At 67.7% G+C, this 22,447-nt stretch carries 17 protein-coding genes; 5 read left to right on the plus strand and 12 right to left on the minus strand.

The features are described 5' to 3' along the window. Positions 1-245: 245 nt before the first annotated feature. The 3 genes from NUT86_RS21045 to NUT86_RS21055 all read left to right on the plus strand — a co-directional run bounded on the left by NUT86_RS21045 (position 246) and on the right by NUT86_RS21055 (position 3,334). Positions 246-1,316: an AAA family ATPase gene (locus NUT86_RS21045; RefSeq protein WP_078518757.1), complete on the plus strand. Its 1,071-nt coding sequence runs from the start codon at positions 246-248 to the stop codon at positions 1,314-1,316. Continuing rightward, positions 1,313-2,410 carry a ParB/RepB/Spo0J family partition protein gene (locus tag NUT86_RS21050; protein WP_266438588.1) on the plus strand — a complete coding sequence of 366 codons (1,098 nt, stop codon included), beginning with the start codon at positions 1,313-1,315 and terminating at the stop codon, positions 2,408-2,410. The genes NUT86_RS21045 and NUT86_RS21050 overlap by 4 nt, the downstream gene beginning before the upstream one ends. A gap of 306 nt (positions 2,411-2,716) precedes the next feature. Beyond that, a complete protein-coding gene (locus NUT86_RS21055; protein WP_018092100.1) occupies positions 2,717-3,334 on the plus strand; it encodes a GNAT family N-acetyltransferase in 618 nt (205 codons plus the stop codon). Positions 3,335-3,417: 83 nt separating this feature from the next. On the opposite strand, the gene trxA is transcribed toward NUT86_RS21055, so the two are convergent. From trxA to NUT86_RS21095, 8 genes are all read right to left on the minus strand, one after another. Then, complete coding sequence (trxA, locus tag NUT86_RS21060) at positions 3,418-3,744, minus strand: thioredoxin (protein ID WP_018092101.1); 327 nt, start codon at positions 3,742-3,744, stop codon at positions 3,418-3,420. 46 nt (positions 3,745-3,790) lie between these two features. Continuing rightward, positions 3,791-4,765 carry a thioredoxin-disulfide reductase gene (trxB, locus tag NUT86_RS21065; protein ID WP_018092102.1) on the minus strand — a complete coding sequence of 325 codons (975 nt, stop codon included), beginning with the start codon at positions 4,763-4,765 and terminating at the stop codon, positions 3,791-3,793. 114 nt (positions 4,766-4,879) lie between these two features. Then, positions 4,880-5,827: a zf-HC2 domain-containing protein gene (locus NUT86_RS21070; protein ID WP_274737048.1), complete on the minus strand. Its 948-nt coding sequence runs from the start codon at positions 5,825-5,827 to the stop codon at positions 4,880-4,882. Beyond that, positions 5,824-6,507 carry an RNA polymerase sigma factor SigM gene (sigM, locus tag NUT86_RS21075; protein WP_078518762.1) on the minus strand — a complete coding sequence of 228 codons (684 nt, stop codon included), beginning with the start codon at positions 6,505-6,507 and terminating at the stop codon, positions 5,824-5,826. The genes NUT86_RS21070 and sigM overlap by 4 nt, the downstream gene beginning before the upstream one ends. Positions 6,508-6,885: 378 nt before the next feature. Continuing rightward, positions 6,886-7,152, minus strand: a complete 267-nt coding sequence (locus NUT86_RS21080) for a hypothetical protein (protein ID WP_274737050.1) — start codon at positions 7,150-7,152, stop codon at positions 6,886-6,888. A 274-nt stretch (positions 7,153-7,426) separates the two neighbouring features. Then, on the minus strand, positions 7,427-9,139 hold the full coding sequence (locus NUT86_RS21085; protein WP_274737052.1) for a serine/threonine protein kinase: 1,713 nt from the start codon (positions 9,137-9,139) through the stop codon (positions 7,427-7,429). 107 nt (positions 9,140-9,246) lie between these two features. Beyond that, positions 9,247-11,445, minus strand: coding sequence for a murein biosynthesis integral membrane protein MurJ (murJ, locus tag NUT86_RS21090; RefSeq protein ID WP_018092108.1), 2,199 nt, complete (start codon positions 11,443-11,445; stop codon positions 9,247-9,249). 46 nt (positions 11,446-11,491) lie between these two features. After that, positions 11,492-13,810 (minus strand): DUF6049 family protein, encoded by a 2,319-nt coding sequence (locus tag NUT86_RS21095; RefSeq protein ID WP_381681893.1) that lies wholly within the window; start codon positions 13,808-13,810, stop codon positions 11,492-11,494. Positions 13,811-13,996: 186 nt separating this feature from the next. Here NUT86_RS21095 and NUT86_RS21100 point away from each other — a divergent pair, with 186 nt between their 5' ends. Then, entirely contained in the window at positions 13,997-15,472 is a 1,476-nt protein-coding gene (locus NUT86_RS21100; protein WP_274737054.1) for a CCA tRNA nucleotidyltransferase, read from the plus strand. A gap of 89 nt (positions 15,473-15,561) precedes the next feature. On the opposite strand, the gene NUT86_RS21105 is transcribed toward NUT86_RS21100, so the two are convergent. The 4 genes from NUT86_RS21105 to NUT86_RS21120 form a co-directional block, all read right to left on the minus strand. Then, complete coding sequence (locus tag NUT86_RS21105) at positions 15,562-16,155, minus strand: LppU/SCO3897 family protein (RefSeq protein WP_174876365.1); 594 nt, start codon at positions 16,153-16,155, stop codon at positions 15,562-15,564. Between the two features lie 113 nt (positions 16,156-16,268). Continuing rightward, the gene (locus NUT86_RS21110; RefSeq protein ID WP_159487379.1) at positions 16,269-17,528 is read right to left on the minus strand and encodes an MFS transporter; all 1,260 of its coding nucleotides are present in this window, start codon (positions 17,526-17,528) and stop codon (positions 16,269-16,271) included. Positions 17,529-17,606: 78 nt separating this feature from the next. Then, positions 17,607-18,689: an inositol-3-phosphate synthase gene (locus NUT86_RS21115; protein WP_018092113.1), complete on the minus strand. Its 1,083-nt coding sequence runs from the start codon at positions 18,687-18,689 to the stop codon at positions 17,607-17,609. A gap of 46 nt (positions 18,690-18,735) precedes the next feature. Continuing rightward, positions 18,736-19,416, minus strand: a complete 681-nt coding sequence (locus NUT86_RS21120; protein WP_018092114.1) for a PadR family transcriptional regulator — start codon at positions 19,414-19,416, stop codon at positions 18,736-18,738. Between the two features lie 361 nt (positions 19,417-19,777). Here NUT86_RS21120 and NUT86_RS21125 point away from each other — a divergent pair, with 361 nt between their 5' ends. Next, positions 19,778-22,435, plus strand: coding sequence for a transglycosylase domain-containing protein (locus tag NUT86_RS21125; RefSeq protein WP_274737058.1), 2,658 nt, complete (start codon positions 19,778-19,780; stop codon positions 22,433-22,435). Positions 22,436-22,447: the final 12 nt, after the last annotated feature.

The raw sequence follows: 22,447 nt of genomic DNA on the forward strand, positions 1-22,447 counted from the left end.
TGGGGAACGCGCGAATTCCGTAAATGCCATCAAAACGACACAAGACGGAGTGTCGCGGCTGATTCAGGCGCGACGCTGGCATCGTGTTTCACGTGAAACGTCGTTCTCTGCTGCAAGGGATCATCGACCGTGGTCGTGCGGCCGCCGTGCCGCGCGACCGTAGACCCACAAGGGTCAGCGAAGTATCCACAGAAGTGGATTCGTCCACAGGAGAACGGACCTCACTGGTTCACGACACCGAAAGCATGGCAGGCTCTGAACATTGCGAGCCTGATGTCGAGGAGAGTGAATCCTTGCGGTCCGACGCCAACATCGCGGGACCGATGACCGATCCGGTCCCCGGTCCCCGTAGCGAGTCGTTCGGGGACGACGTTTCACGTGAAACGCCGCCCCCGATGGACGACACCCCGATCGGTCGTGCAGCTCAGCTGGCGGTGGAGGCACTTGGCCGCGCGGGTGAGGGGCTGCCCCGGCCTGAACAGACGCGGGTCATGGTGGTTGCCAACCAGAAGGGCGGGGTCGGCAAGACCACGACCACGGTGAATCTGGCGGCCTCCTTGGCCCTGCACGGTGCCCGGGTTCTGGTGATCGACCTCGATCCCCAGGGCAATGCCTCCACGGCGCTGGGGATCGACCACCACTCCGAAGTGCCCTCCATCTATGACGTGCTGGTGGACAGCAAGCCTCTCTCCGACGTGGTGCAGCCGGTCGTGGATGTGGAGGGCCTGTTCTGTGCGCCCGCCACGATCGATCTGGCCGGTGCGGAGATCGAGCTGGTCTCGCTGGTGGCACGTGAGAGCCGGCTGGACCGCGCCATCAAGGCGTACGAACAGCCGCTGGACTACATCTTCATCGACTGCCCGCCCTCCCTCGGCCTGCTCACGGTCAACGCCCTGGTGGCCGGCGCCGAGGTGCTGATCCCGATTCAGTGCGAGTACTACGCACTGGAGGGACTGGGGCAGCTGCTGCGGAACGTCGATCTGGTGCGGGGGCATCTCAACCCCAAGCTCCATGTCTCGACGATCCTGCTCACCATGTACGACGGGCGCACCCGGCTGGCGTCCCAGGTCGCCGATGAGGTGCGCAGCCACTTCGGCCATGAGGTGCTCCGTACGAGCATCCCCCGCTCGGTGCGCATCTCCGAGGCACCCAGCTATGGGCAGACGGTGCTCACCTATGACCCGGGATCCAGCGGTTCGCTTTCTTACCTCGAAGCGGCCCGGGAGATCGCATTGCGTGGGGTCCCGCAGACCGGGGGCCAGGGCCTCAGCGTCAACTATGAAGCACAGCACAGCATCTCGGAGGGGACTCAGTGAGTGAACGACGTAGAGGCCTGGGCCGTGGGCTCGGTGCGCTGATCCCCGCGGCACCGCAGAGCACGGATCATGCCGGGGCCGCGGGGCAGGGGGCGACGTCACCGTCGTCCGCACCGGTCCTCGCCCCGGAGCGTGGAGTGGCGGCTGCCAAGGTGACCTCGCTGCCGGCGCACGGTGTTTCACGTGAAACGGAAGCACCGGCCGGGGCCGAGGCATCGTCGGCGGGTGTCTCGGAGGTGTCCGGTGCGCACTTCGCCGAGGTGCCGCTGGACGCGATCAAGCCGAACCCACGGCAGCCGCGGGAGGTCTTCGACGAAGACGCTCTTGCCGAGCTGGTCACCTCCATCAAGGAGGTGGGCCTGCTCCAGCCGGTGGTGGTCCGTCAGACGGGACCGGGGCGGTATGAGCTCATCATGGGTGAGCGCCGCTGGCGGGCATGCCGTGAGGCCGGGCTGGAGAAGATCCCCGCGATCGTGCGGGCCACGGACGATGAGAAGCTGCTGCTCGATGCGCTTCTGGAGAACCTCCACCGGGCCCAGCTCAACCCGCTGGAAGAGGCAGCCGCCTATGACCAGTTGCTGAAGGACTTCAAGTGCACGCATGACGAGCTGGCCGACCGGATCGGGCGTTCGCGCCCGCAGGTCTCCAACACGCTGCGGCTGCTGAAGCTCTCGCCGTCGGTGCAGAAGCGGCTTGCCGCGGGTGTGCTCTCCGCGGGGCACGCCCGTGCGCTGCTTTCCGTGGAGGACTCGGAAGAGCAGGACCACCTTGCGCGCCGCATCGTGGCGGAGGGGCTCTCGGTCCGTTCCGTCGAGGAGATCGTGACGCTCATGGGGTCGGCCCCCAAGGGTGCGAGCAAGAGCAACGGGCCCCGCGCGGGTGCCCGGGTGTCTCCCGCGCTCACGGGCCTCGCCTCCCGGCTGTCCGACCGCTTCGAGACCCGGGTGAAGGTCGACCTGGGACAGAAGAAGGGAAAGATCGTCGTTGAGTTCGCCTCGATGGACGATCTGGAGCGCATTCTCGGCACGCTTGCCCCGGGTGAGGGGCGCGTCCTGGGCCAGACGCTGGCCGAGGAGAACAACGAAGAGGAGTGAGCTGACGCTCTCGGCTCCTGGGCGGGCCGTGTTCCGGAGCCCATACCGGAACACGGCCCGCCCTTTGCACTCATGCGGTACCCGTGCCCGTAAAGGGTGGATACGATGCGTTCGGGTATGGCACGCATCCATGTGGACATCTCACACCGAGGAGAGGGCCATGCGATCGGTGAGCCGCACCGGACTGTTGGCAGCGGGGTTCGGTCTCGCAGCCATCGGAGGGTTCGTTGGTGGTCTGCTCAGAGAGCAGGTGGCGCTGACGGCGCTTCGGGGTGTGGCAGGCGAGGAAAGCGAGGACCTGGGTTCATGGGCCGTCGGCTCGTACCGCTCACGCTGGACAACCTTCCGGACCTCCCCAAGCGCTGCCGCTCCTGTGTCTTCTGGGAGCTCGACCCCGTCAGTGGCGAGGCCGCGGTAAAGACGGGTCGCCCTGAGCTGGAGAAGGAAGCCTGGATCTCGGCAGTACTGCTGGAGTGGGGGTCCTGTGGGCGGGTGGTCTATGTCGATGAGGTGCCGGTCGGGTTCGTGATGTACGCCCCGCCGGCCTATGTGCCACGCTCCACGGCCTTTCCCACCAGTCCTGTCTCGCCGGATGCGGTCCAGCTGCTGACGGCCTGGCTGATCCCCGGCTACCAAGGCCAGGGGCTGGGGCGGGTGATGGTCCAGACGGTCGCCAAGGACCTCATCCAGCGTGGCTTCAAAGCCATCGAGGCCTTCGGGGATGCCCGGTGGAGTGAGCCGGCCTGCGTGCTGCCCGCCGATCATCTGCTTGCAGTGGGCTTCAAGACTGTGCGTCCCCACCCCCGCTTTCCTCGGCTGCGCCTTGAGCTGCGCACCACGATCTCGTGGAAGGAAGACGTGGAGCTCGCACTCGACCGCTTGCTGGGAGCCGTCCAGAAGGAGCCCGCACTGCGACCGCTGTAGAGCCGACGGTTTCCCGTGAAACAGAGAACGGGCCCGCTCCCTCATGGGGCGGGCCCGTTTCCCGTGAAACGTGGCGGTGTGACTCAGCCGAGGAAGTCCGCCAGGTCGCGCTCGATCGCGGCCTTCGGCTTGGCGCCGACGATGGTCTTCACGACCTCGCCGCCCTGGTAGACGTTCATGGTCGGGATCGACATGACGCCGTACTTGGCGGTGGTGGCCGGGTTCTCGTCGGTGTTCAGCTTGGCGATGACGATCCCGTCGTTCTCGGCGGCAATCGCTTCCAGGGACGGGGCGACCTGGCGGCACGGGCCGCACCAGGTGGCCCAGAAGTCCACGAGAACGGGCTTGTCGCTCTTGAGGACGACCTCTTCAAAGTTGTCGTCCGTGACGGTCACCGTGGCGCCGGCCATGGGATTCTCCTTACTGGGTGGGTGGTGGGAAAGCTGGGTGCGCGGTTCAGGCGGAGGGAGTCTTCTCCGGCTCGGCCGTCGACTCGCCGTCCGACAGCGACGCGAGGAAACGCTCGGCGTCGAGGGCGGCGGAGCAGCCCGTGCCTGCCGCGGTGATCGCCTGACGGTAGGTGTGGTCGACGACATCACCGGCTGCGAAGACGCCGCTCAGGTTGGTACGCGTGCTGGGCGCGTCGACCTTGAGGTAGCCGTCGTCGTCGAGCTTCAGCTGGCCCTTGAACAGCTCGGTCCGCGGGTCGTGGCCGATCGCGATGAAGAGGCCGGTGACGGGGAGCTCGGAGGTCTCGCCCGTCTTGAGGTTGCGCAGCGTCAGACCCGAGAGCTTGCTCTCACCGTGGATCTCGGCGACCTCGCTGTCCCACACAAACTTGATCTTCGGGTCGGCGAACGCACGCTCCTGCATGGCCTTGCTGGCCCGCAGGGTGTCACGGCGGTGGACGACCGTGACCGACTTGGCGAAGCGGGAGAGGAAAGTGGCCTCCTCCATCGCGGTGTCGCCCCCGCCGATGACGGCGATGTCCTGGTCCTTGAAGAAGAACCCGTCGCAGGTGGCGCACCACGAGACGCCGCGACCGGACAGCTCGTCCTCACGGGGCAGGCCGAGCTTGCGGTGCTGGGAGCCGGTGCTGACGATCACGGTCTTCGCCCGGTGCACATTTCCAGCGGTGTCGGTGACGGTCTTGATCTCTTCGGAGAGATCGACCGCGACAATGTCGTCCGGCACGAGCTCGGCACCAAAGCGCTCCGCCTGGGCACGCATGTTGTCCATGAGGTCCGGCCCCATGATGCCGTCGCGGAAACCGGGGAAGTTCTCCACGTCGGTGGTGTTCATCAGCGCGCCTCCGGCGGTGACGGCACCTTCGAAGACCAGCGGCTTCAGGGACGCGCGGGCGGTGTAGAGCGCTGCGGTGTAGCCCGCGGGCCCGGAGCCGATGATGATCACGTTGCGGACGTCGCTCACGGGTGTCTTCCTTGTCTCTGCCGACTGCTTGCTGGGGCTCTCGGTTCTCTCACCCCACCCAACGGATCCTACGGGGCGAGCATTCCCGGAGTGTCACAGCGCACTTCTCGTCGCTCAGTCTCGCTGGAACGAGTGCGACAGCAGGACCTTCCCGGGAGCCGGTGGTGTGGCGGAGACACAGGAGGAAGCGATGACATACGCAGAGACGCGCTGGGGATCGGCCGGATCCGGCAGCACCACGAGGTAGGCGTCCTGGCCCTGGTAGCGGGTGTGGCGGGTCGCCAGCGGACTCTCCGGACGTGCGATGCCATGGCGGACGCAGGACGGGATGGTGTCGGCGTTGCCGCGCAGCGGGGTGTCGGGAGTGCTCCGGGTGCTGATGTCCGGGGATTTGTGCGAGCCCTTGGACGCCAGCAGATCGTGGACATGGGATTCCAGGCTGGCAGCGGTCAGGGCGCCGGTACCGCCGGTGGTCTTCTCGGGGGTGGCGGTGGCTCGGTCCTGATTGCTCGCCTGGGTGCCGTCGAGGGCGGCGTTCTGGATGAGAAGGCCGCCGAAGCTGAGGACTGCCGCGGCCGCCGCGGTGCCGAGCAGAATCCGCGGCCACCGCCGCGCACGGGACGCCCGGCCCCCCGGCGTCTGGCGTCCCGGTCCGGAGGAGCCCCGGGGGCGTCCGGCGGGCCGGGCGGACGGTGTTCCTCGGCGGGGAGCCTCATCGTCGGTTTCACGTGAAACCACGACGGGGACGGTGGCTGTTTCACGTGAAACAGCCACCGTGGCGACGGGAGTGGTGGCGTCCAGCAGCGCTTCGGCGGCGAGGGCGGCATCGATGCGGCCGGCGACATCGGCCGGCATCCGCAGCGGTCCGGGGAGCGTGCCGAGCAGCGACCGGATTTCCTCCAGGGACGCATAGACGTCGTCGCACAGGGGGCAGGTGGCGAGATGGTCGCGCAGTTCCGCGGTGCGCGAGGGGGAAAGCAGCCCGTCCGTGAGTTCGGAGATCTCGGAGACCTCCGGGTGCTCACCTGTGGGGTGCTCACCCGTGCCGGTCGTCGACGTCACGCTCGCCCACCTCCGCCCTTCACGGCACCTGTGTCCTTCGGCCCTGCCGTCGGTGGGACGGATGTCCCCTGCGCCCGGTTCCTTCCCCCGCTCGCGGGTTTGCTATCCCCGTTGTCGGCGCGCAGATGGGTGACCAAGGGGAGGAGCCGAGCCCGGCCTCGTGCACAGCGGCTTTTCACCGTTCCGGTCGGGATGTCGAGGATGGCTGCGGCCTCCGCGACGGGGTACCCCTGCATATCGACGAGGACGAGCGCGGCACGCTGTTCCTCGGGAAGGGTGCGCAGGGCGCTGAGCAGCTCCCGGTGCAGATCCTGACGCTCGGCGGGTGCGGCGGCGGATTCCTCGGGCTCGAGCAGCTGCTCCAGCCGCTCGGTCTCGGCGACAGGCGAGGTGCGTCGTGAGGCTGTCTTGCGGGCTCGGTCCAGACAGGCATTGACCGTGATGCGGTGCAGCCATGTCGTCACCGCGGACTGACCGCGGAAGGTGTGCGCCGCTCGGTAGGCGGAGACCAAGGCGTCCTGCACGGCATCGGCGGCCTCTTCGCGATCCCCGAGGGTGCGCAGTGCCACCGCCCAGAGACGGTCGCGGTGCCGCCGGACGATCTCCCCGAACGCCTCGGGGTCACCTGCGACATGGCGAGCGATGAGGTCTTGATCACTAGAGTCCTCTAGCAGACCCACCCATACCCCCTCACCTAGCGCCGACTCCTGGGAATCTTGCCCCCTGTGGGACATCGGCGTAAAGATCGCCAAGCTGCTGCTACCTGACGTAAGCGTCTCCTGACGTGCAGCAACAGTGCGTCACTGTTCATCGTAGGCAGGTGTGTGGAGAACCACTAGGGAGCTCATCGACGGGTAGACGAGTGACCTTCTTGCCCGAGAACGCAAAAGGATGCGTTGCTGCTTTCACTTCTCAGGGAAGTGCCGCTCAGGTGTCGCTTTGACCTTGAGAGTGGGCTGCCCGGCGACGGGCGTGATCACTGGGCCGGGCCGAGTTGCGTCGCGAAAAGAGGCACGATGGCCTGCTGATTCGTCAGCAGGCCATCGTGCCTTGTGGGGCTAGCTGCGCCCCTGGGTGTCCTGGGCGACGATGAAGTACTTGCCGCAGTTGCCGCCGAACCTCCACGTTCCGCGGCCGGTCCACGCGCCGTAAATCGTCTTTCCGTTGCTGCAGTCGGTAACGGCACGAGCCTGACCGCTCTTGACGGTGCAGCTCGCGCTCCACGTGGCGACCGTCTGCTTCCAGTTGCGACAGCTGTAGTTGCCGCCGGCAGCGGACGCAGGGGTGGCGGTGGCGATCCCGCCGACGAGGAACAAAGTGGCCACAGATGCCGTTGCGGCTCGGCGCCACCCGGTGTGCTTCAACAAAGTCTCCCCCTGATGCCCTGTCGGGCGAATGCTGGTCGGTGCGGCACTTGAGCGAGTGCGCATGATCATTTTAGTCCACGTGCCAGGGTTTCGGGTGGGGGTGACGCCCTGGTGGGGACAGGATCAGGCCGGTCTGCCGCACGATGAACGCCCCGCCGACCCGAAGGTTGGCGGGGCGTTCTCCACCTCGTATTTCTACGGGGTCCCGGTGCACCGAGTTAATGCTGGTGAGTCAGCTGAAGATTTTGACTTCTGAAATACCGCCGCGGAACCCATCCGATGTTCCATCAGTGGGAAGTTTCGTGATGTGGACCAGGACATAGCGAGACTTCACCGGCTGGTCGAGCTTCACATCCAACTTGTCGCCGGACTTTCCCAGCTTGGAAAGGCGTTGTGAGAAATCACCGAGCGTTGTCGGATCTGCTGCGGAGGGTGCCGCCGCGCGGACTTCTGCGGTCTGGCCCGGCCGATACATGGTGACCTGTATCCCGGAGATGTCCTTGGCGCTTCCGAGGTCAAGGATGATTCCACTGCCATCTGCGCGCGGCGACAGGTTTCCGAAGTTGGGCCAGCCCAGGAACCGTCCTGTCACCCAAGCAGTACTCGGATCGCCGTCCGTGACGTTGTGAGCCTGATCCTCCGAGAAAGGCTCGGCCAGGGGCGAGAACTCCGTGGCGCCCTTGACCGGGAGAGCCTTTCCTGTGGGCTTCTTCGGACCGCCGGCCGGCTGTGAGTTCCCCGGGGCGTCCTGGTCTTTCTCCCGCTTCAGCAGCGTGTCCGCCAGCTGCCAGCTGCCGAGCCCCAGTGCCGCGATGAGCAGCGCCGAGACGGACCACTTCAGGGCCCGGCCGGTGCGGCTCTGCAGCGGCGACGGAGGCGGGGTGACCGGCTGCGTGGCATGCGGTGCCGCCGCGCCGTGGGCGGACGACTGCCGATAGCTGCCCTGTTGGTAGCCGGTGCGCTGGTACGGCGGCGGGGCGTTGAACGCCGTCTCCGGGGGCCGGATGCGCGGCATGGCCGCGACAGCCTTGGCCAGTTCCTCCGGGGTGGTGCACGGCTGCTCCTGGCGGGAGGCCGTGGCGCCATCGTTGATCAGCGCGCGCATGGCCAGCTCGGACAGCCCGCGGTGAACTCCGGCGCGCACCTGGTCGGGCGCGATCAGCCCGACGCCCTTGGGCAGGCCGGTGAGGCCATGGGCGTCGTTCTCGTACGGCCAGCGCTGGGTCAGCGCGGCGTAGAGCAGTGCACCGATCGCCTCGGTGTCCGTGCGCTGCGGGGACTCGCAGGTGATGCCGCGCAGTGCCGCCATGACGGCCAGGCCGCGGATGCGGTACTGCCCGGACTCCGTACGCAGCACCGAGCCGGGGGTGATCCGCAGATGCGAGAGACCCTCGCGGTGCGCGGCGGCCATGGCCTGGGAGACCTGGCTGACGAGCTGGTAGGCGTCGTGCGGCTCCAGCGGGCCGTTGGCGAGCACCGTGGTGAGCTCGGTGGCGTCCGGCAGCCACTCATGGACGACGTAGACGAGGTCGTTCTCCTCCACGGCGTCCAGGACCTGGACGAACCGGGGGTCACCGAGCAGCGCCGACGAGCGGGCGGCGGACAACACCGGCCGGGCTCTGGGATGGTCGGCGGGCAGGATGTGCACGCCGACGGCGCGGCGCAGCATTTCGTCGACCGCACGCCAGCTGCTGAATCCGTCCAGACGGGTGACGCACTCTTCGAGGCGGTAGCGTCTGGCAAGCTTGTGGCCGCTGTGCAGTTCCGGTGGCTGGGCTTCGATCGCCTCGGCACGCTCCTCATCGGTGCCTGCGGCGTCCTGTTCCCTGCCGGATACCTTCTCGGCCTTAGCACCGTCGTCCGTGGCCTTACCCGCCTTGGCGGTCAGCGGTTCCTCACCGCTCGTGTCAGCCACGTCGACGGCAGCCGTGCTCCGTTCCGCCACCGTCGTTCCTGCCTCCCCATCCGTTGCAGGCTCAATGAGCCAAGACAATTGTGCCCACAGTCCGCCACTATGCACGACACACGGTGGCAGTCGATGGTTGTGCTCAACTAACGTCCAAGCTTCGACCGGACCATGCCGACCAGGGCGTTCAGTTCCTCGATGCGCATTTTGCGTGCGGCTACGTAGAACACGGCCAGAAGTGCGGCAATACCGGCGATCAGCGCGGTGATCGACCCCAGGAACCCGGTGCCGAGTGTCTGCATGATCCCGTACACCGCGGCCCCCGAGACGATCGTGGCCGGAATGCTGGCACCGGCCAGCCGTGCGTAGGTCCGGACGACATGAGCGGTGTCGAGGTCGCCGTCCATGCGCTTGCTCAGACGGCGCCAGGCCACGCCGACGCCGATGATGTACGCCAGGCCGTACGAGGCGGCCATGCCGACCACGGCCCAGCGCGCGGGCAGGACCAGGAAGCAGAGACCGGAGGCCACGGCGTTGACGGCGGCGACGATCACCGTGTTGTAGAAGGGGGTGCGGGTGTCCTCGTACGCGTAGAAGGCGCGCAGGACGACGTACTGCACCGAGAACGGGATCAGGCCCACACCGAAAGCCATCAGCATGTAGCCCATCGGGATGCCGGCGCCGGACGAACCGTAGACCAGCGTGCACAGCGGGATGCCGAGGGAGAGGAAGCCGAACGAGATCGGGACGATGGCGACGGCGGAGGTGCGCAGGCCCTGCGAGATGTCGTCGCGGACGGCTCCGGTGTCACCGTCGTGCGCCGACCGGGCCAGCCGCGGCAGCAGCGCCGCCATCACGGAGACGGTGATGATCGCCTGCGGCATGTTCCAGATCAGCTGTGCGCTGGCGTACGAGATGAAGCCGGTGCCCGGGTGTCCCTGGTCGTTGGCGGTGTTTCCGGCCCAGGTGGAGAGCTGGGTGACGACCAGGACGCCGGCCTGGTTCGCGAGCACGAACAGCACCGTCCACTTGGCGAGCTTGGCGGCCTTGCCCAGGCCGTGGCCGCGCCAGTCGAAGCGGAGCCGGAGCTTGAAGTCGGCGTCGCGCAGGTACGGGATCATCGCCAGCGCCTGGACGACGAGCCCGAGGAGGGTGCCGATGCCCAGGAGCCGGATGCCCTCGTCGGGGATGGTGGTGACGCCGATGTGCGAGGTCTCCGCCGTGCCGTAGACCCAGATGAACAGGCCGAAGGTGGCGATCATGACGATGTTGTTGAGGACCGGGGTCCACATCATCGCGCCGAAGCGGCCGCGGGCGTTGAGGATCTGTCCCATCACGACATGCAGACCCATGAAGAAGATCGTGGGTACGCAGTAGCGGGTGAACGCGACGGCCACTTCGTTGGCGGCCGGGTCGCGGGAGATGTCGAAGGAGACCAGCTTCACCAGCAGTGGCGCCGCCACGACCGACAGGACCGTCAGCACGCCGAGGACCACCATGACCAGCGTCAGCAGCCGGTTGGCATAGGCCTCGCCGCCGTCGTCGTCCTCCTTCATCGCGCGGACCAGCTGCGGGACGAAGACGGAGTTCAGACCGCCGCCGATGGTCAGGATGAAGATCATCGTCGGAAGCTGGTAGGCGACCTGCCAGGAGTCACCGAGCACCGCACCGCCGAGCGCCGCGACGATCAGTGCCGAGCGGACGAAGCCCGTGAGACGCGACACCATCGTGCCGGCGGCCATCACCGCGCTGGACTTGAGCAGACCGGAGGCCCGGCCGCCGGAGGGCTTGCCGGCCGCCGCCACAGGGGCGGGCTCCGGCTCCGGCGCGGGCTGCTGGGGCACCGCCTCCGCGCCGGCCGCCGCGGGCCCCGGAGGCACCGGAGCGGGCTGCTGGGGCTCGTAGTGCTGCTGGTCCCGGTAGAGATGCGCGAAGGCGTCGGACTCCGGACGCTCGTTGGAGGCGCGGGTCATCAGGTGGTCGAGGCCCAGGAGCTGTGTCGTCGCCTGGTCCTCGCCGTACGGGAGGTGGGGGGCCGGCGCCTGTGGCCCGGGTGGCGGGGGCGGGGCCCACTGCTGCGGGTCGGGCGTGTGCCGGCCGGCGGCGGGCTGCTGGTAGGGCGGGGGCGCGGGCTGTCCCGGCGGCGGGGGGTGCGCGGCGCGGTCGTAGAGCGCCTCGGTCACCGGATCCTGAGCCGTCGGGTCCTGGGCGCGGAACGGATCGTTGCGGTAGGCGTCCTGGACGTAGGGGTCCTGGTCCGCGGGCAACGGGGGCGTCGGAGGCACCGGGCCCGTGGGGTCGCCATTGGCGCCCCGGCCCCGGTCACCGTCATACGGCGCATTCATCGCTGCCCCACCTCATCCGTCGCCGGCCATCCGGCCCCGCTATCTATCAACGGTCCACTTTCTCACCTGAGCCGGACGGGCCGGAGCTTTCCGATCCGGTGTCCGGCGTGGGGTCACTCGGCTGCTCGGGCTCGTCGCCGTCCGTGCCGCCGTTGTCGCCGTCCGTACCTGTGTCGTCATCGGGACCCTCGCCGTCGGACCCGTCCTCCGCGCGCTGGGCGGCCGCCCGCTTGCGCTGGAGGTAGATCCGCACACCGGCGAGGACGAGGAGCAGCACCCCGCCGGCGATGACGAGCATCACCGTGGCGGTGATCTCCGTGACGTTCACCTGGAACATCATGGGGTCACCGTAGGTCTTTCCGTCGGCCGTGTAGAGCTGGGCGGTCACCCAGGCCCGGCCGTTGGCGTTCGCCGTGGTGGCGAACTTGAACGACTGGCTGTGGCCGCCGTCCACCGTGATCTGCTGTGCCTTGCCCGCGTCCAGACGGTTGGGCTGGGACGAGGTCAGCTTCAGCGTCATGTCCTTGACGCCCTGGACCAGGTTGTTCTGGACCGTCACCGGAATCGTGGCGCTGCGCCCGGAGAGCGTCGCCCCCGACTTCTGGATCAGGTGCACCTTCTTGGTCAGACCGTCGAGGTAGCTGCGGACGGAGTGCCGGTATCCCGCGGCACCGGAGGCATGGCCGCGCCACTCCGTCGACATCTCCCGCATTATGGCGCTGCCGAACGGGGTCACCACACGCTCCGGCTGGGCCAGGATCACCCGGTAGTCGTCCAGCGCGGCCTGGGTGCCCTGGATCTGCCGGAAGGCGCTGGTGGGGAGTTCCTGGCGGCGCAGCGAGGACGGGTAGGCGGCGCCGCTCGGGACCTGGCGGGTGGCCGAGCGGTCGGGCTTGGCCTTGGCCGCCTTGCCGAGGCTCAGCGACTGGGTCCAGCTCTCGGAGTCGTCCAGCGTCCGCAGCGCGGTGGCCATGGCGTGGGCCTGGCTGACGGACGGCATGCGCTGCGGCGCCACGACGATGCTGCGCTGCCGGTCGGGGTCCTCAAGGCTGATCATCTGGGTCTGTGCGACGAAGTCCTGGACCGCGTGGACGGAGTTTCCGGCCTTCGACATATCGCCTTCGAAGGCCCGCGAGAGCTGCGCATCCGCGACGATGGCCGTGTTGCCGCCACCGATGGGGCGGGCCGCCGTCGGGGTGTAGGACAGTCCTCCGGTCTCCCGCAGGCTGTCGCTGCGGGTGATCACGTTGTGCGCACCGGCCGAGGTCGCGACATCCACGACCGAGGAGTCGATCGCACCGTCGACGGGCCAGGCGAAGTCCGTACGCGGCTTCACGCCGAGGATCGTGTCCACGGTCGACTCGGCGAGGTCGGTGGCCGGGCCGAGGTGGCTGAGCGCGCTGGGCACGCTCTTGCCGTGATGGGCGAGCGAGGCGAGGTCGGGGTCGGCGAAGGGCAGCGCGACGACCTCGTGCGACTTGACCGCTTCTTCGAGCTCGTGCAGCCACTGCTTGGCGACGGCCTGGTTCTTGCCCATGGGGCCGTCCGGGCCGTTCACCCGGTACGACTTGGTCATCGCGTCGACGGTCGCGAGCAGGTCGGGATCGATGACGAAGGTCACGGGCAGGTTCTTGCCGAGCGCGACCATCTGCTGCAGCCGGCCTCCCGGCGCGAGCTCGGCAGCGAGGTCGTCGTTGCGGAAGACCGGCGTCTGCTGGGCGTCGGCGTCGGTCTCGGCGGTGAGATGGGTGGAGGAGATCAGCGGCCACAGGTACGTGAGCTGCGTCTTCTTCTGGGCGTCGGCCTCCTGCCAGGGCAGCAGCGTCCGGTCGAAGCCGAGGACCTGGTTGTAGGGCGCGGCCTGCGAGCGTCCTGACACAGAGACACCGAGCTGGTACACACCGTCCTTGTCGAGACGGAGGTCCTTGACCGGCACGCTGACGCTGAAGGGGCGGCTGACGCCGGGCTCCAGCTTGCCGATCTTCTCCGCGCTCCCGTTGATCTCCTTGCCGTCCGCGCCGGGCAGATAGCCGGTGCGACGGGACACATTGTCGATGGAGCTCCGGCCGCCGAGGGCGTCCCCGCGGTTCATGCCGACATGCGCGTCGGTGATCGTGTCGCGTCCGTCATTGGTCAGCGTCCCGGAGACGGTGACCGTGTCGCTCTTGGAAGGAGCGGACGGGGACATCGAGTCGATGGTGACGTCGACCGTGCGGGAGCCCGTCGGGGCCGCCTGGGCGGTGGCAGCGTGCGGAACCTGGATCAGCCCCATCAGCAGGAGCACTCCAGTGAGCAGTGTCACGGTCCTTCGCAGCCATCGACCACGCGGCCGTTCAGTCCCCTGGAACCCTGCCGCCTCGGCCACGCGCTCGTCCGTCCCTCGTCTTCGTCAGTGGTCGTCGGAATGTGCGTCCACGAATGGTAACGAGGCCCGCTGCGCCGTAGTGCCGGGGACTGCTCCACATGATCGCGGTGCGGAGAGCCGGGCGCCCAGCCTGTCCCCTTTATTACGTGACGCCTCGCGCTGCGCGGCCACGTACCCTGTTTTGTTGTGCCGAACGCCAACAATGACCTCCCCGCCCCGATCGCCGAGCGGACCCCGCAGTCGACGAACGCGCTGAACCATGTCCAGCGCCGAGCCGTGAGCGAGCTGCTGCGGGTGTCCCCCGTCGCGGATGACCTGGCCCGTCGATTCCAGGAGGCCGGGTTCACACTTGCCCTGGTCGGCGGCTCGGTCCGGGATGCGCTCCTGGGCCGGCTCGGCAACGACCTGGACTTCACCACCGATGCCCGCCCCGAGGACGTTCTGAAGATCGTCCGGCCGTGGGCGGACGCGGTCTGGGAGGTCGGCATCGCTTTCGGCACGGTCGGCTGCAAGAAGGACTCCTTCGACATCGAGGTCACGACCTACCGGTCCGAGGCGTACGACCGCACCTCCCGCAAGCCCGAGGTGTCGTACGGCGACTCCATCGAGCAGGATCTGGTGCGCCGGGACTTCACGGTGAACGCCATGGCGGTGCTGCTGCCGCAGAAGGAGTTCGTCGACCCGCACGACGGTCTGGAGGACCTGGCGGCGCGTGTGCTGCGGACGCCGGGGACGCCGGAGGAGTCGTTCTCCGATGATCCGCTGCGGATGATGCGCGCCGCCCGCTTCGCGGCCCAGCTGGACTTCGAGGTGGACCCCGAGGTCTTCGCCGCGATGAAGGCGATGTCGGACCGCATCGAGATCGTCTCCGCGGAGCGCGTACGGGACGAGCTGAACAAGCTGGTCCTGGCGCCGCACCCGCGCGAGGGGCTGCGGCTGCTCGTCGAATCCGGCCTGGCGGACCATGTCCTGCCCGAGCTCCCCGCACTGCGGCTGGAGAGTGACGAGCATCACCGTCACAAGGACGTCTACGAGCACTCGCTGACGGTGCTGGAGCAGGCGATCGACCTCGAAGAGAACGGGCCCGATCTCGTGCTGCGGCTGGCCGCACTCCTCCACGACATCGGAAAGCCCCGGACGCGGCGCTTCGAGAAGGACGGCCGGGTCTCCTTCCATCACCACGAGGTGGTGGGCGCGAAGATGACCAAGAAGCGGATGACCGCTCTCAAGTACTCCAATGACCTGGTCAAGGACGTCTCACGGCTGGTGGAGCTGCATCTGCGCTTCCACGGCTACGGGACGGGCGAGTGGACGGACTCGGCGGTGCGCCGGTATGTGCGGGATGCCGGCCCGCAGCTGGAGCGGCTGCACAAGCTCACGCGCTCGGACTGCACCACCCGCAACAAGCGCAAGGCCGGCGCCCTCTCGCGCGCCTATGACGGGCTCGAGCAGCGCATCGCGCGGTTGCAGGAGCAGGAAGAGCTGGAAGCGATCCGCCCGGACCTGGACGGCAACGACATCATGCAGATTCTGGGCATCCGCCCGGGGCCCGAGGTCGGCAAGGCGTACAAGCAGATGCTGGAGCTCCGGCTGGAGCACGGGCCCATGGAGCGGGAGGCGGCGGTCGCTGCGCTGAAGGAGTGGTGGGCCGCTCAGAGCTGAGTGTGAAACGGGCGGTGTTTCACGTGAAACAAGGAGCGGTGTTTCACGTGAAACACCGCTCCTTTGTCTTCCAGCGCGTTCGGCGTGCGCTACTTCACCGAGGTCAGGCAGAGCACCATGCGGGTGTCGCCGCTCCTGCGACGGTGCACGCTCTTGGTGTAGGCCGACTCTCCCTCTGCGCACAGCGTCGGGTCCGTGGTGTTGTTGTGCACCTTGCTCACCTTGTACTGAGCTTCGGAGCTACTGCAGTCCACCACCTTGAGCCCGTCGTCGAGTGAACTGCTGGACTTCTGCACACAGTCACCGGCCTCAGCGTTCTCCGCGTCGTCCTGGCTGACGATCCAGAAGAACGCGAAGACGATCACTGCGATGACGAGCCCGATGCCCCTCAGGATCGCCTTGACGGACCGGCGCTTGGCGGGCTGAGGCGGAGGCACCGGAGCTCCGCCCTGCATGTAGGGCTGCTGCGGCTGAGGAGCCATGGGGTAACCCGCCGGCGGCTGCTGTCCGTACGGAGCCTGCGGCTGCGGGGGGTAGGCGTAGCCCTGGGGCTGGCCGTAGGGGGCCTGCGGTGCTTGCGGCGCCTGCGGATACGGATTCTGGCCGTAGGGCGGCTGTCCGTACGGCGGCTGCCCGTACGGCGCCTGACCGTACGGATTCTGGCCCTGAGGCGGCGTGGTCATGGGACTCCCCCGATATTGATGTGTACAGGCTCGTGTAGGACGCCCGTAAGGTATCGGGTCCGGGTACGCGCCGTTGCAGGGCCCAGGGCGCTGCACCGGGCGAGGGGCGACGCCTAACCGCGCCCCGAGCGAACCATCGCCGCGGCGACCAGCGCATACAGCACGGTCACCATGCCGAGCAGGGCTGCGGACCGTCCGTCCGGAGGCAGCATCAGCGCCGCGACCGCGGCAGCCCCGACGAAGGCGACGTTGAAGAGCACGTCGTAGATGGCGAAGGACCGGCCGCGGAAGGCGTCGTCGACCGTCGACTGGACGATCGTGTCCGTGGAGATCTTGGTTCCTTGGGTGCTCAGGCCGAGCACGAACGCGGCGGCCAGCATCGGACCCGGCGTGAAGAACAGCCCGAGTGACGGCACCAGGACCGCGCCCAGTGCCGCACAGCCTGCGATCCAGCCGAACGCGGTGAGCCTCCCCACCGCCCAGGGCGTGACGACAGCGGCCGCGAAGAAGCCCGCTCCTGACACTCCGACGGTGATCCCGAGCAGCGCCAGTCCTTCGGACTCGGTCTCGGCCCAGGAGTACCGGCACAGCATCAGCACCATGACCGTCAGAGCCCCGTAGCAGAAACGGATCAAGGCCATCGCGATCAGTGCGCGGGCCGGGGTGCGCCGCTCGGCGAGATGGCGCAGCCCTTCCCTCAGCCCGCGCACGGTGCTCAACAGGGCTTCCCGCAGGTGTGGTTGGAGGCGTGCGGGGTCGGGGCCGAGCAGCTCCGGGGCCATGCGCAGCGTGGTCAGGGCCGAACAGAAGTAGAGGGCCGCGGAGAGCAGCACGACGAAGGCGTCCACGTCCGAGCCGGCCAGCCGGACGGCGAAGGCGAGCCCGCCGCCCGCCGTCGCGGCGAGCGTGCCCGCCGTGGGGGTGAGGGAGTTGGCCATGACCAGCTGCTGTTGACCGTCGACCACACGCGGGAGCGCGGCCGAGAGCCCGGCCAGGACGAAGCGGTTCACGGCGGTCACGGAGAGGGCCGAGGCGTAGAAGAGCCAGTCCGGGACCTTCGACACGATCAGCGTCGCGGTGGCCATGGCCAGCAGGGTGCGCAGCAGATTGCCGTACAGCAGGACCTGACGGCGCCGCCAGCGGTCGAGCAGCACACCGGTGAACGGCCCGAGAAGGGAGTACGGGAGCAGCAGGATGGCCATGGCGGAGGCGATGGCCGCTGGCGACGTCTGCTTCTCGGGCGAGAAGACGACGAAGGTGGCGAGCGCGACCTGGAACACCCCGTCGGCCGCCTGGGACAGGAGCCGTGCGGCAAGGAGCGAACGGAAGTCGCGTAGCCGGAGTAATACGCGAAGGGCGCGCACAGCATGCATGAGGCACAGCCTCACACAGCCCGCAGGCCCCCGGGCGGAATACCCGGGGGCCTGCGGAGGGAGGGTGCGTCGGGCGGCTCAGCGCTCGGCGTCACCGCTGATGAACTTCTCGACGTTCTCCCGTGCCTCGTCGTCGAAGTACTGCACCGGCGGCGACTTCATGAAGTACGAGGACGCGGAGAGGATGGGGCCACCGATGCCCCGGTCCTTGGCGATCTTCGCGGCGCGCAGGGCGTCGATGATGACACCCGCGGAGTTCGGGGAGTCCCAGACCTCGAGCTTGTACTCCAGGTTCAGCGGGACATCACCGAAGGCGCGGCCCTCGAGGCGGACGTAGGCCCACTTGCGGTCGTCCAGCCAGGCCACGTAGTCGGAGGGGCCGATGTGGACGTTGTCCTCGCCCAGCTCACGGTCCCGGATCTGGGAGGTGACGGCCTGGGTCTTGGAGATCTTCTTGGACTCCAGGCGATCACGCTCGAGCATGTTCTTGAAGTCCATGTTGCCGCCGACGTTCAGCTGCATCGTGCGGTCCAGGATGACGCCCCGGTCCTCGAAGAGCTTGGCCATCACCCGGTGCGTGATCGTGGCGCCGACCTGCGACTTGATGTCGTCACCGACGATCGGGACGCCGGCCTCGGTGAACTTGTCCGCCCACTCCTTGGTGCCGGCGATGAAGACCGGGAGCGCGTTGACGAACGCGACCTTGGCGTCGATGGCGCACTGGGCGTAGTACTTCGCGGCGTCCTCGGAGCCGACAGGGAGGTAGCAGACCAGCACGTCGGCCTGCGTGTCCTTGAGGACCTGGACGACGTCGACCGGGGCCTCGGGGGACTCCTCGATCGTCTGGCGGTAGTACTTGCCCAGGCCGTCGAGGGTGTGACCGCGCTGGACCTGCACGCCGGCGTTCGGCACGTCGCAGATCTTGATGGTGTTGTTCTCGCTGGCGCCGATGGCATCCGCGAGGTCGAGCCCGACCTTCTTGGCGTCGACGTCGAAGGCAGCCACGAACTCGATGTCACGCACGTGGTAGTCGCCGAACTGCACGTGCATGAGGCCGGGCACGCGGCTCTTCGGGTCGGCGTCCTTGTAGTACTCGACGCCCTGTACCAGCGAGGCGGCGCAGTTGCCCACGCCGACGATGGCTACGCGAACCGAACCCATTCCGGTTGCTCCCTGTGTTCTCGATGAGGATCTGCACAGCAGAGCCTCATGTGGTGGTGTCATCGGACGGATCCGGCCGGGTACCACCCCGGTGCCGGGGCAGGCCGCCCGTATCTCCTGACTGGTTCTTCTTGTCCTGCGCTGCGGAGCCCGTGGGGCGCTGATCGCGCCCGGCGCGCTCGCTCTCGATGAGCTCGTTCAGCCAACGGACTTCGCGCTCCACGGATTCCATGCCGTGCCGCTGCAGTTCGAGGGTGTAGTCGTCCAGCCGCTCGCGGGACCTGGCCAGGGAGGTACGCATCCTCTCCAGGCGCTCCTCCAGCCGGCTGCGGCGGCCTTCCAGCACGCGCATCCGTACGTCCCGCGAGGTCTGGCCGAAGAATGCGAAGCGGACGCCAAAGTGCTCGTCCTCCCACGCATCCGGCCCGGAGTGGGCGAGCAACTCCTCGAAGTGTTCTTTGCCCGCCGGTGTCAATCGGTAGACGATCTTGGCGCGGCGCCCTGTCAGAGCCGCGGGGGGTACGCCCTCCGGGGCGCCGTCCGTCTCCTCGATCAGCCAGCCGCTCGCGACCAGTGCCTTGAGGCAGGGGTAGAGGGTGCCATAGCTGAACGCACGGAAGACCCCGAGCGAGGTGTTGAGCCGTTTTCGCAGCTCATAGCCGTGCATCGGGGACTCGCGGAGCAGGCCGAGGACGGCGAACTCGAGGACGCCGGAACGTCTGCTCATCCTCCGCCTCCTTGGTCCGGTGCGCTCTTTATGTCGTGCTGATGTATCGACTCGATACATCCAGACGATAGAACGGCCACCTGGGCGGAACAAGAGGGGGCACGGTGAACGGCATCACATCACCGAATCGTTCTCATCAAGCTGACTGATTTGGAGTGAATTTCAACACTGGGCAGGTTTTGGCCGTGCGTAGTCTGTGCGGCATGCAGACTGCCGGGAACCGTGGGCCGATATCTGGCGTCCTCATCCTCGGTGTAGTGCGGCTCGCGCCTCAGGAGCGGGCCGTGCATCGGGGGGACCTGAAGACAACTGCCGCCTTCAGGCGACGAGATAGCGCGCCTGCCCGAGGAGTATTCGTTCCATGAGCGAGCACCGTCGCAAACCGCCACAGCCGCAGAGTGGCGGACGTGCCGCGGCCCGACGCGCCGCACAGCAGCCATCGGGGCGCCGTGCCGCCCCTTCCCGTGGCTCCGCTGCCGGTTCTGCCGCCCACTCCGAGCCGTCCGGCCACGAGCCGCGGCAGGGTGGGCGTGCCGACGCCCGTAGAGCCGCCCAGCGTGGTGGCCGCCGGCGGTCGTCCGATGCCGCGATGGCCTCCGGCGATGGCGCCGGAGGCCGTGGTGGCGGTGGCCGTCGCGGCGGTGGCGGCGGTGGTCCCGAGGGAGGCCGTGGCCGCAGTCGCGGCGGCGGGAATCCTGCCAAGAAGCGTTTCATCGACTACCCGCGGGCCAACCGCGTCGGCTGGCGGCGCTTCGTACCGTCGTGGAAACAGGTCACGACCCTGTGCGTCGGATTCATAGGGCTGATCGTGGGTGCCTCCGGCGTCGCGCTGGCCCTGGTGAACGTGCCCAGCGAGAGTGCCGCCGCCAAGTCGCAGAACAACGTCTACCTCTGGGCCGACGGCAAGGTCATGGCGCGTGACGGTGAGACGAACCGGCAGAACGTCACGATCAACGAGATTCCGCTCGAGATGCAGAAAGCGGCGATCGCCGCGGAGAACGCGTCGTTCCGGACGGACTCGGGCGTGGACCCGATGGGCATCGCACGTGCGCTGGTCAACATGGCCAAGGGCGGCGAGACCCAGGGCGGATCGACCATCACTCAGCAGTACGTGAAGAACGCGATGCTGAGCCAGGAGCAGACCCTTGACCGTAAGTTCAAGGAGCTGTTCATCGCGATCAAGGTCGGCTGGTCGAAGAGCAAGGACCAGATCCTTCAGGGGTATCTGAACACCAGCTACTACGGCCGCGGGGCGTACGGGATCCAGGCAGCGGCTCAGGCGTACTACGGAGTGGACGCCGAAAAGCTGGACGCGAACCAGAGCGCCTTCCTGGCCACCGTGCTCAAGGGCGCGGATCTGTACGACCCGGCGGGCGGCACCAGCCCGGGGGCCACGCGGGCGGCGAACACCAAGCGCGCCAAGGCGCGGTGGTCCTGGATTCTCGACCGGGAGGTCGAGAACGGCCTCCTGTCCAAGGCGCAGCGGAACAAGTACCGGGGGCACTTCCCCAAGCCGCATCTGCCGAAGCCGGTGGCCAGCAAGAGCGGTCAGATCGGCTACATGATGGACACCGCGAAGAAGTACGTGCTGAAGCACTCGGGTCTCAGCGAAGCCCAGTTCGACAAGGGCGGCTACACGATCCACACGACCTTCAACTCGAAGAAGACCGCCCAGCTCGAGTCCGCGGTCAAGAACGTCAACAAGCGGTACATCGACCCGAAGAAGCGCGCAAAGGACAAATTCGTCCAGTTCGGCGGTGCCTCAGTGGTGCCGGGCGACGGCAAGATCGTCGCCCTGTACGGCGGCGAGGGCTACGACAAGGGGCACTTCAGCAACAACGCGGACACCTTCGGTGTGCCGGTCGGCTCGACCTGGAAGCCGTTCGTGCTCGCGGCGGCGATGAAGGACGGAACGGCCAAGAGCAACGGGGTGCCGATCAGGCAGGACAGTCGCTACAACGGTGACGACCACCTCAAGGTGAAGGACGCCGAGGGGGGGTACGTCAAGAGGAGGGACGGCTCGTTCTTCTTCCAGGAAAACGAGAGCGACCATCCGTGGGGCTATATCTCGTTGACCAAGGCGATGGAGCAGTCCGTCAACACTCCGTTCGTGCAGCTCGGCATGGATGTCGGGATGGCGAAGGTCCGGAGCATGGCGCAGGCCGCGGGTATCTCGGAGGCCAGCTTCGACAAGAATCTGAACCCCTCCTTCGCGCTGGGCACCTCCACACCGAGCGCGATTCGTATGGCCGATGCCTATGCCACATTCGCCCAGTCCGGGACGAAGGTGGAGCCGTATTCGGTGACGCAGGTGACGTACAAGGGCCGGGACCTCGACGGCTTCGAGAAGCCCCAGAGCGAAACGGCGATGGATGCCAACATCGCCAACAACGTGACCAAGGTGCTGGAGAACGTCATCGACAACGGCACGGCGAAGGAAGCCAAGCGGCTGAACATGCCGGCGGCGGGCAAGACCGGCACCACCGACGAGAACAAGTCGGCCTGGTTCGTCGGCTACACCAAGCAGCTGTCGACGGCCATCACGATGTTCCGTGAGGACGCGGGGAATCCGCGCCAGCTGTCCATGAACGGTGTCGGTGGCTTTGACTCGATCCACGGTGGTGCGCTGCCCACCGAGGTGTGGACCGAGTACATGCTGCAGGCGATGAAGGGCGTCACCCCGGAGTCCTTCCCGCCGGCCACGCCCATCGGGCAGCGGTTTGACCAGGAAGGCATGCCGACGCCGACGCCGACTCCCACGCCGTCGGACACTCCGTCGAGCTCGCCGTCGGAGTCTCCCAGCGAGTCCGTTCCCCCGACGAACTCTCCGAGCCCGACCCCGACCGACACCTGCTCCCCCTGGGATCTGGAATGCCGGAACAGCGGTGGGGCGAGTAACGGCGGAGGTAACGGAAATGGCGCGGGTGGTCCCGGCGGTGGCCCCGGCGGCACGAGTCCGACGCCTGACCCGACGGATGCGACAGACAGTGGAGGCTGGCTCGGCGGCCCGAACGGCTGACCGTTTCACGTG

This window comes from Streptomyces sp. G7(2002) (assembly GCF_028870195.1).
Classification (GTDB): domain Bacteria; phylum Actinomycetota; class Actinomycetes; order Streptomycetales; family Streptomycetaceae; genus Streptomyces; species Streptomyces nigrescens.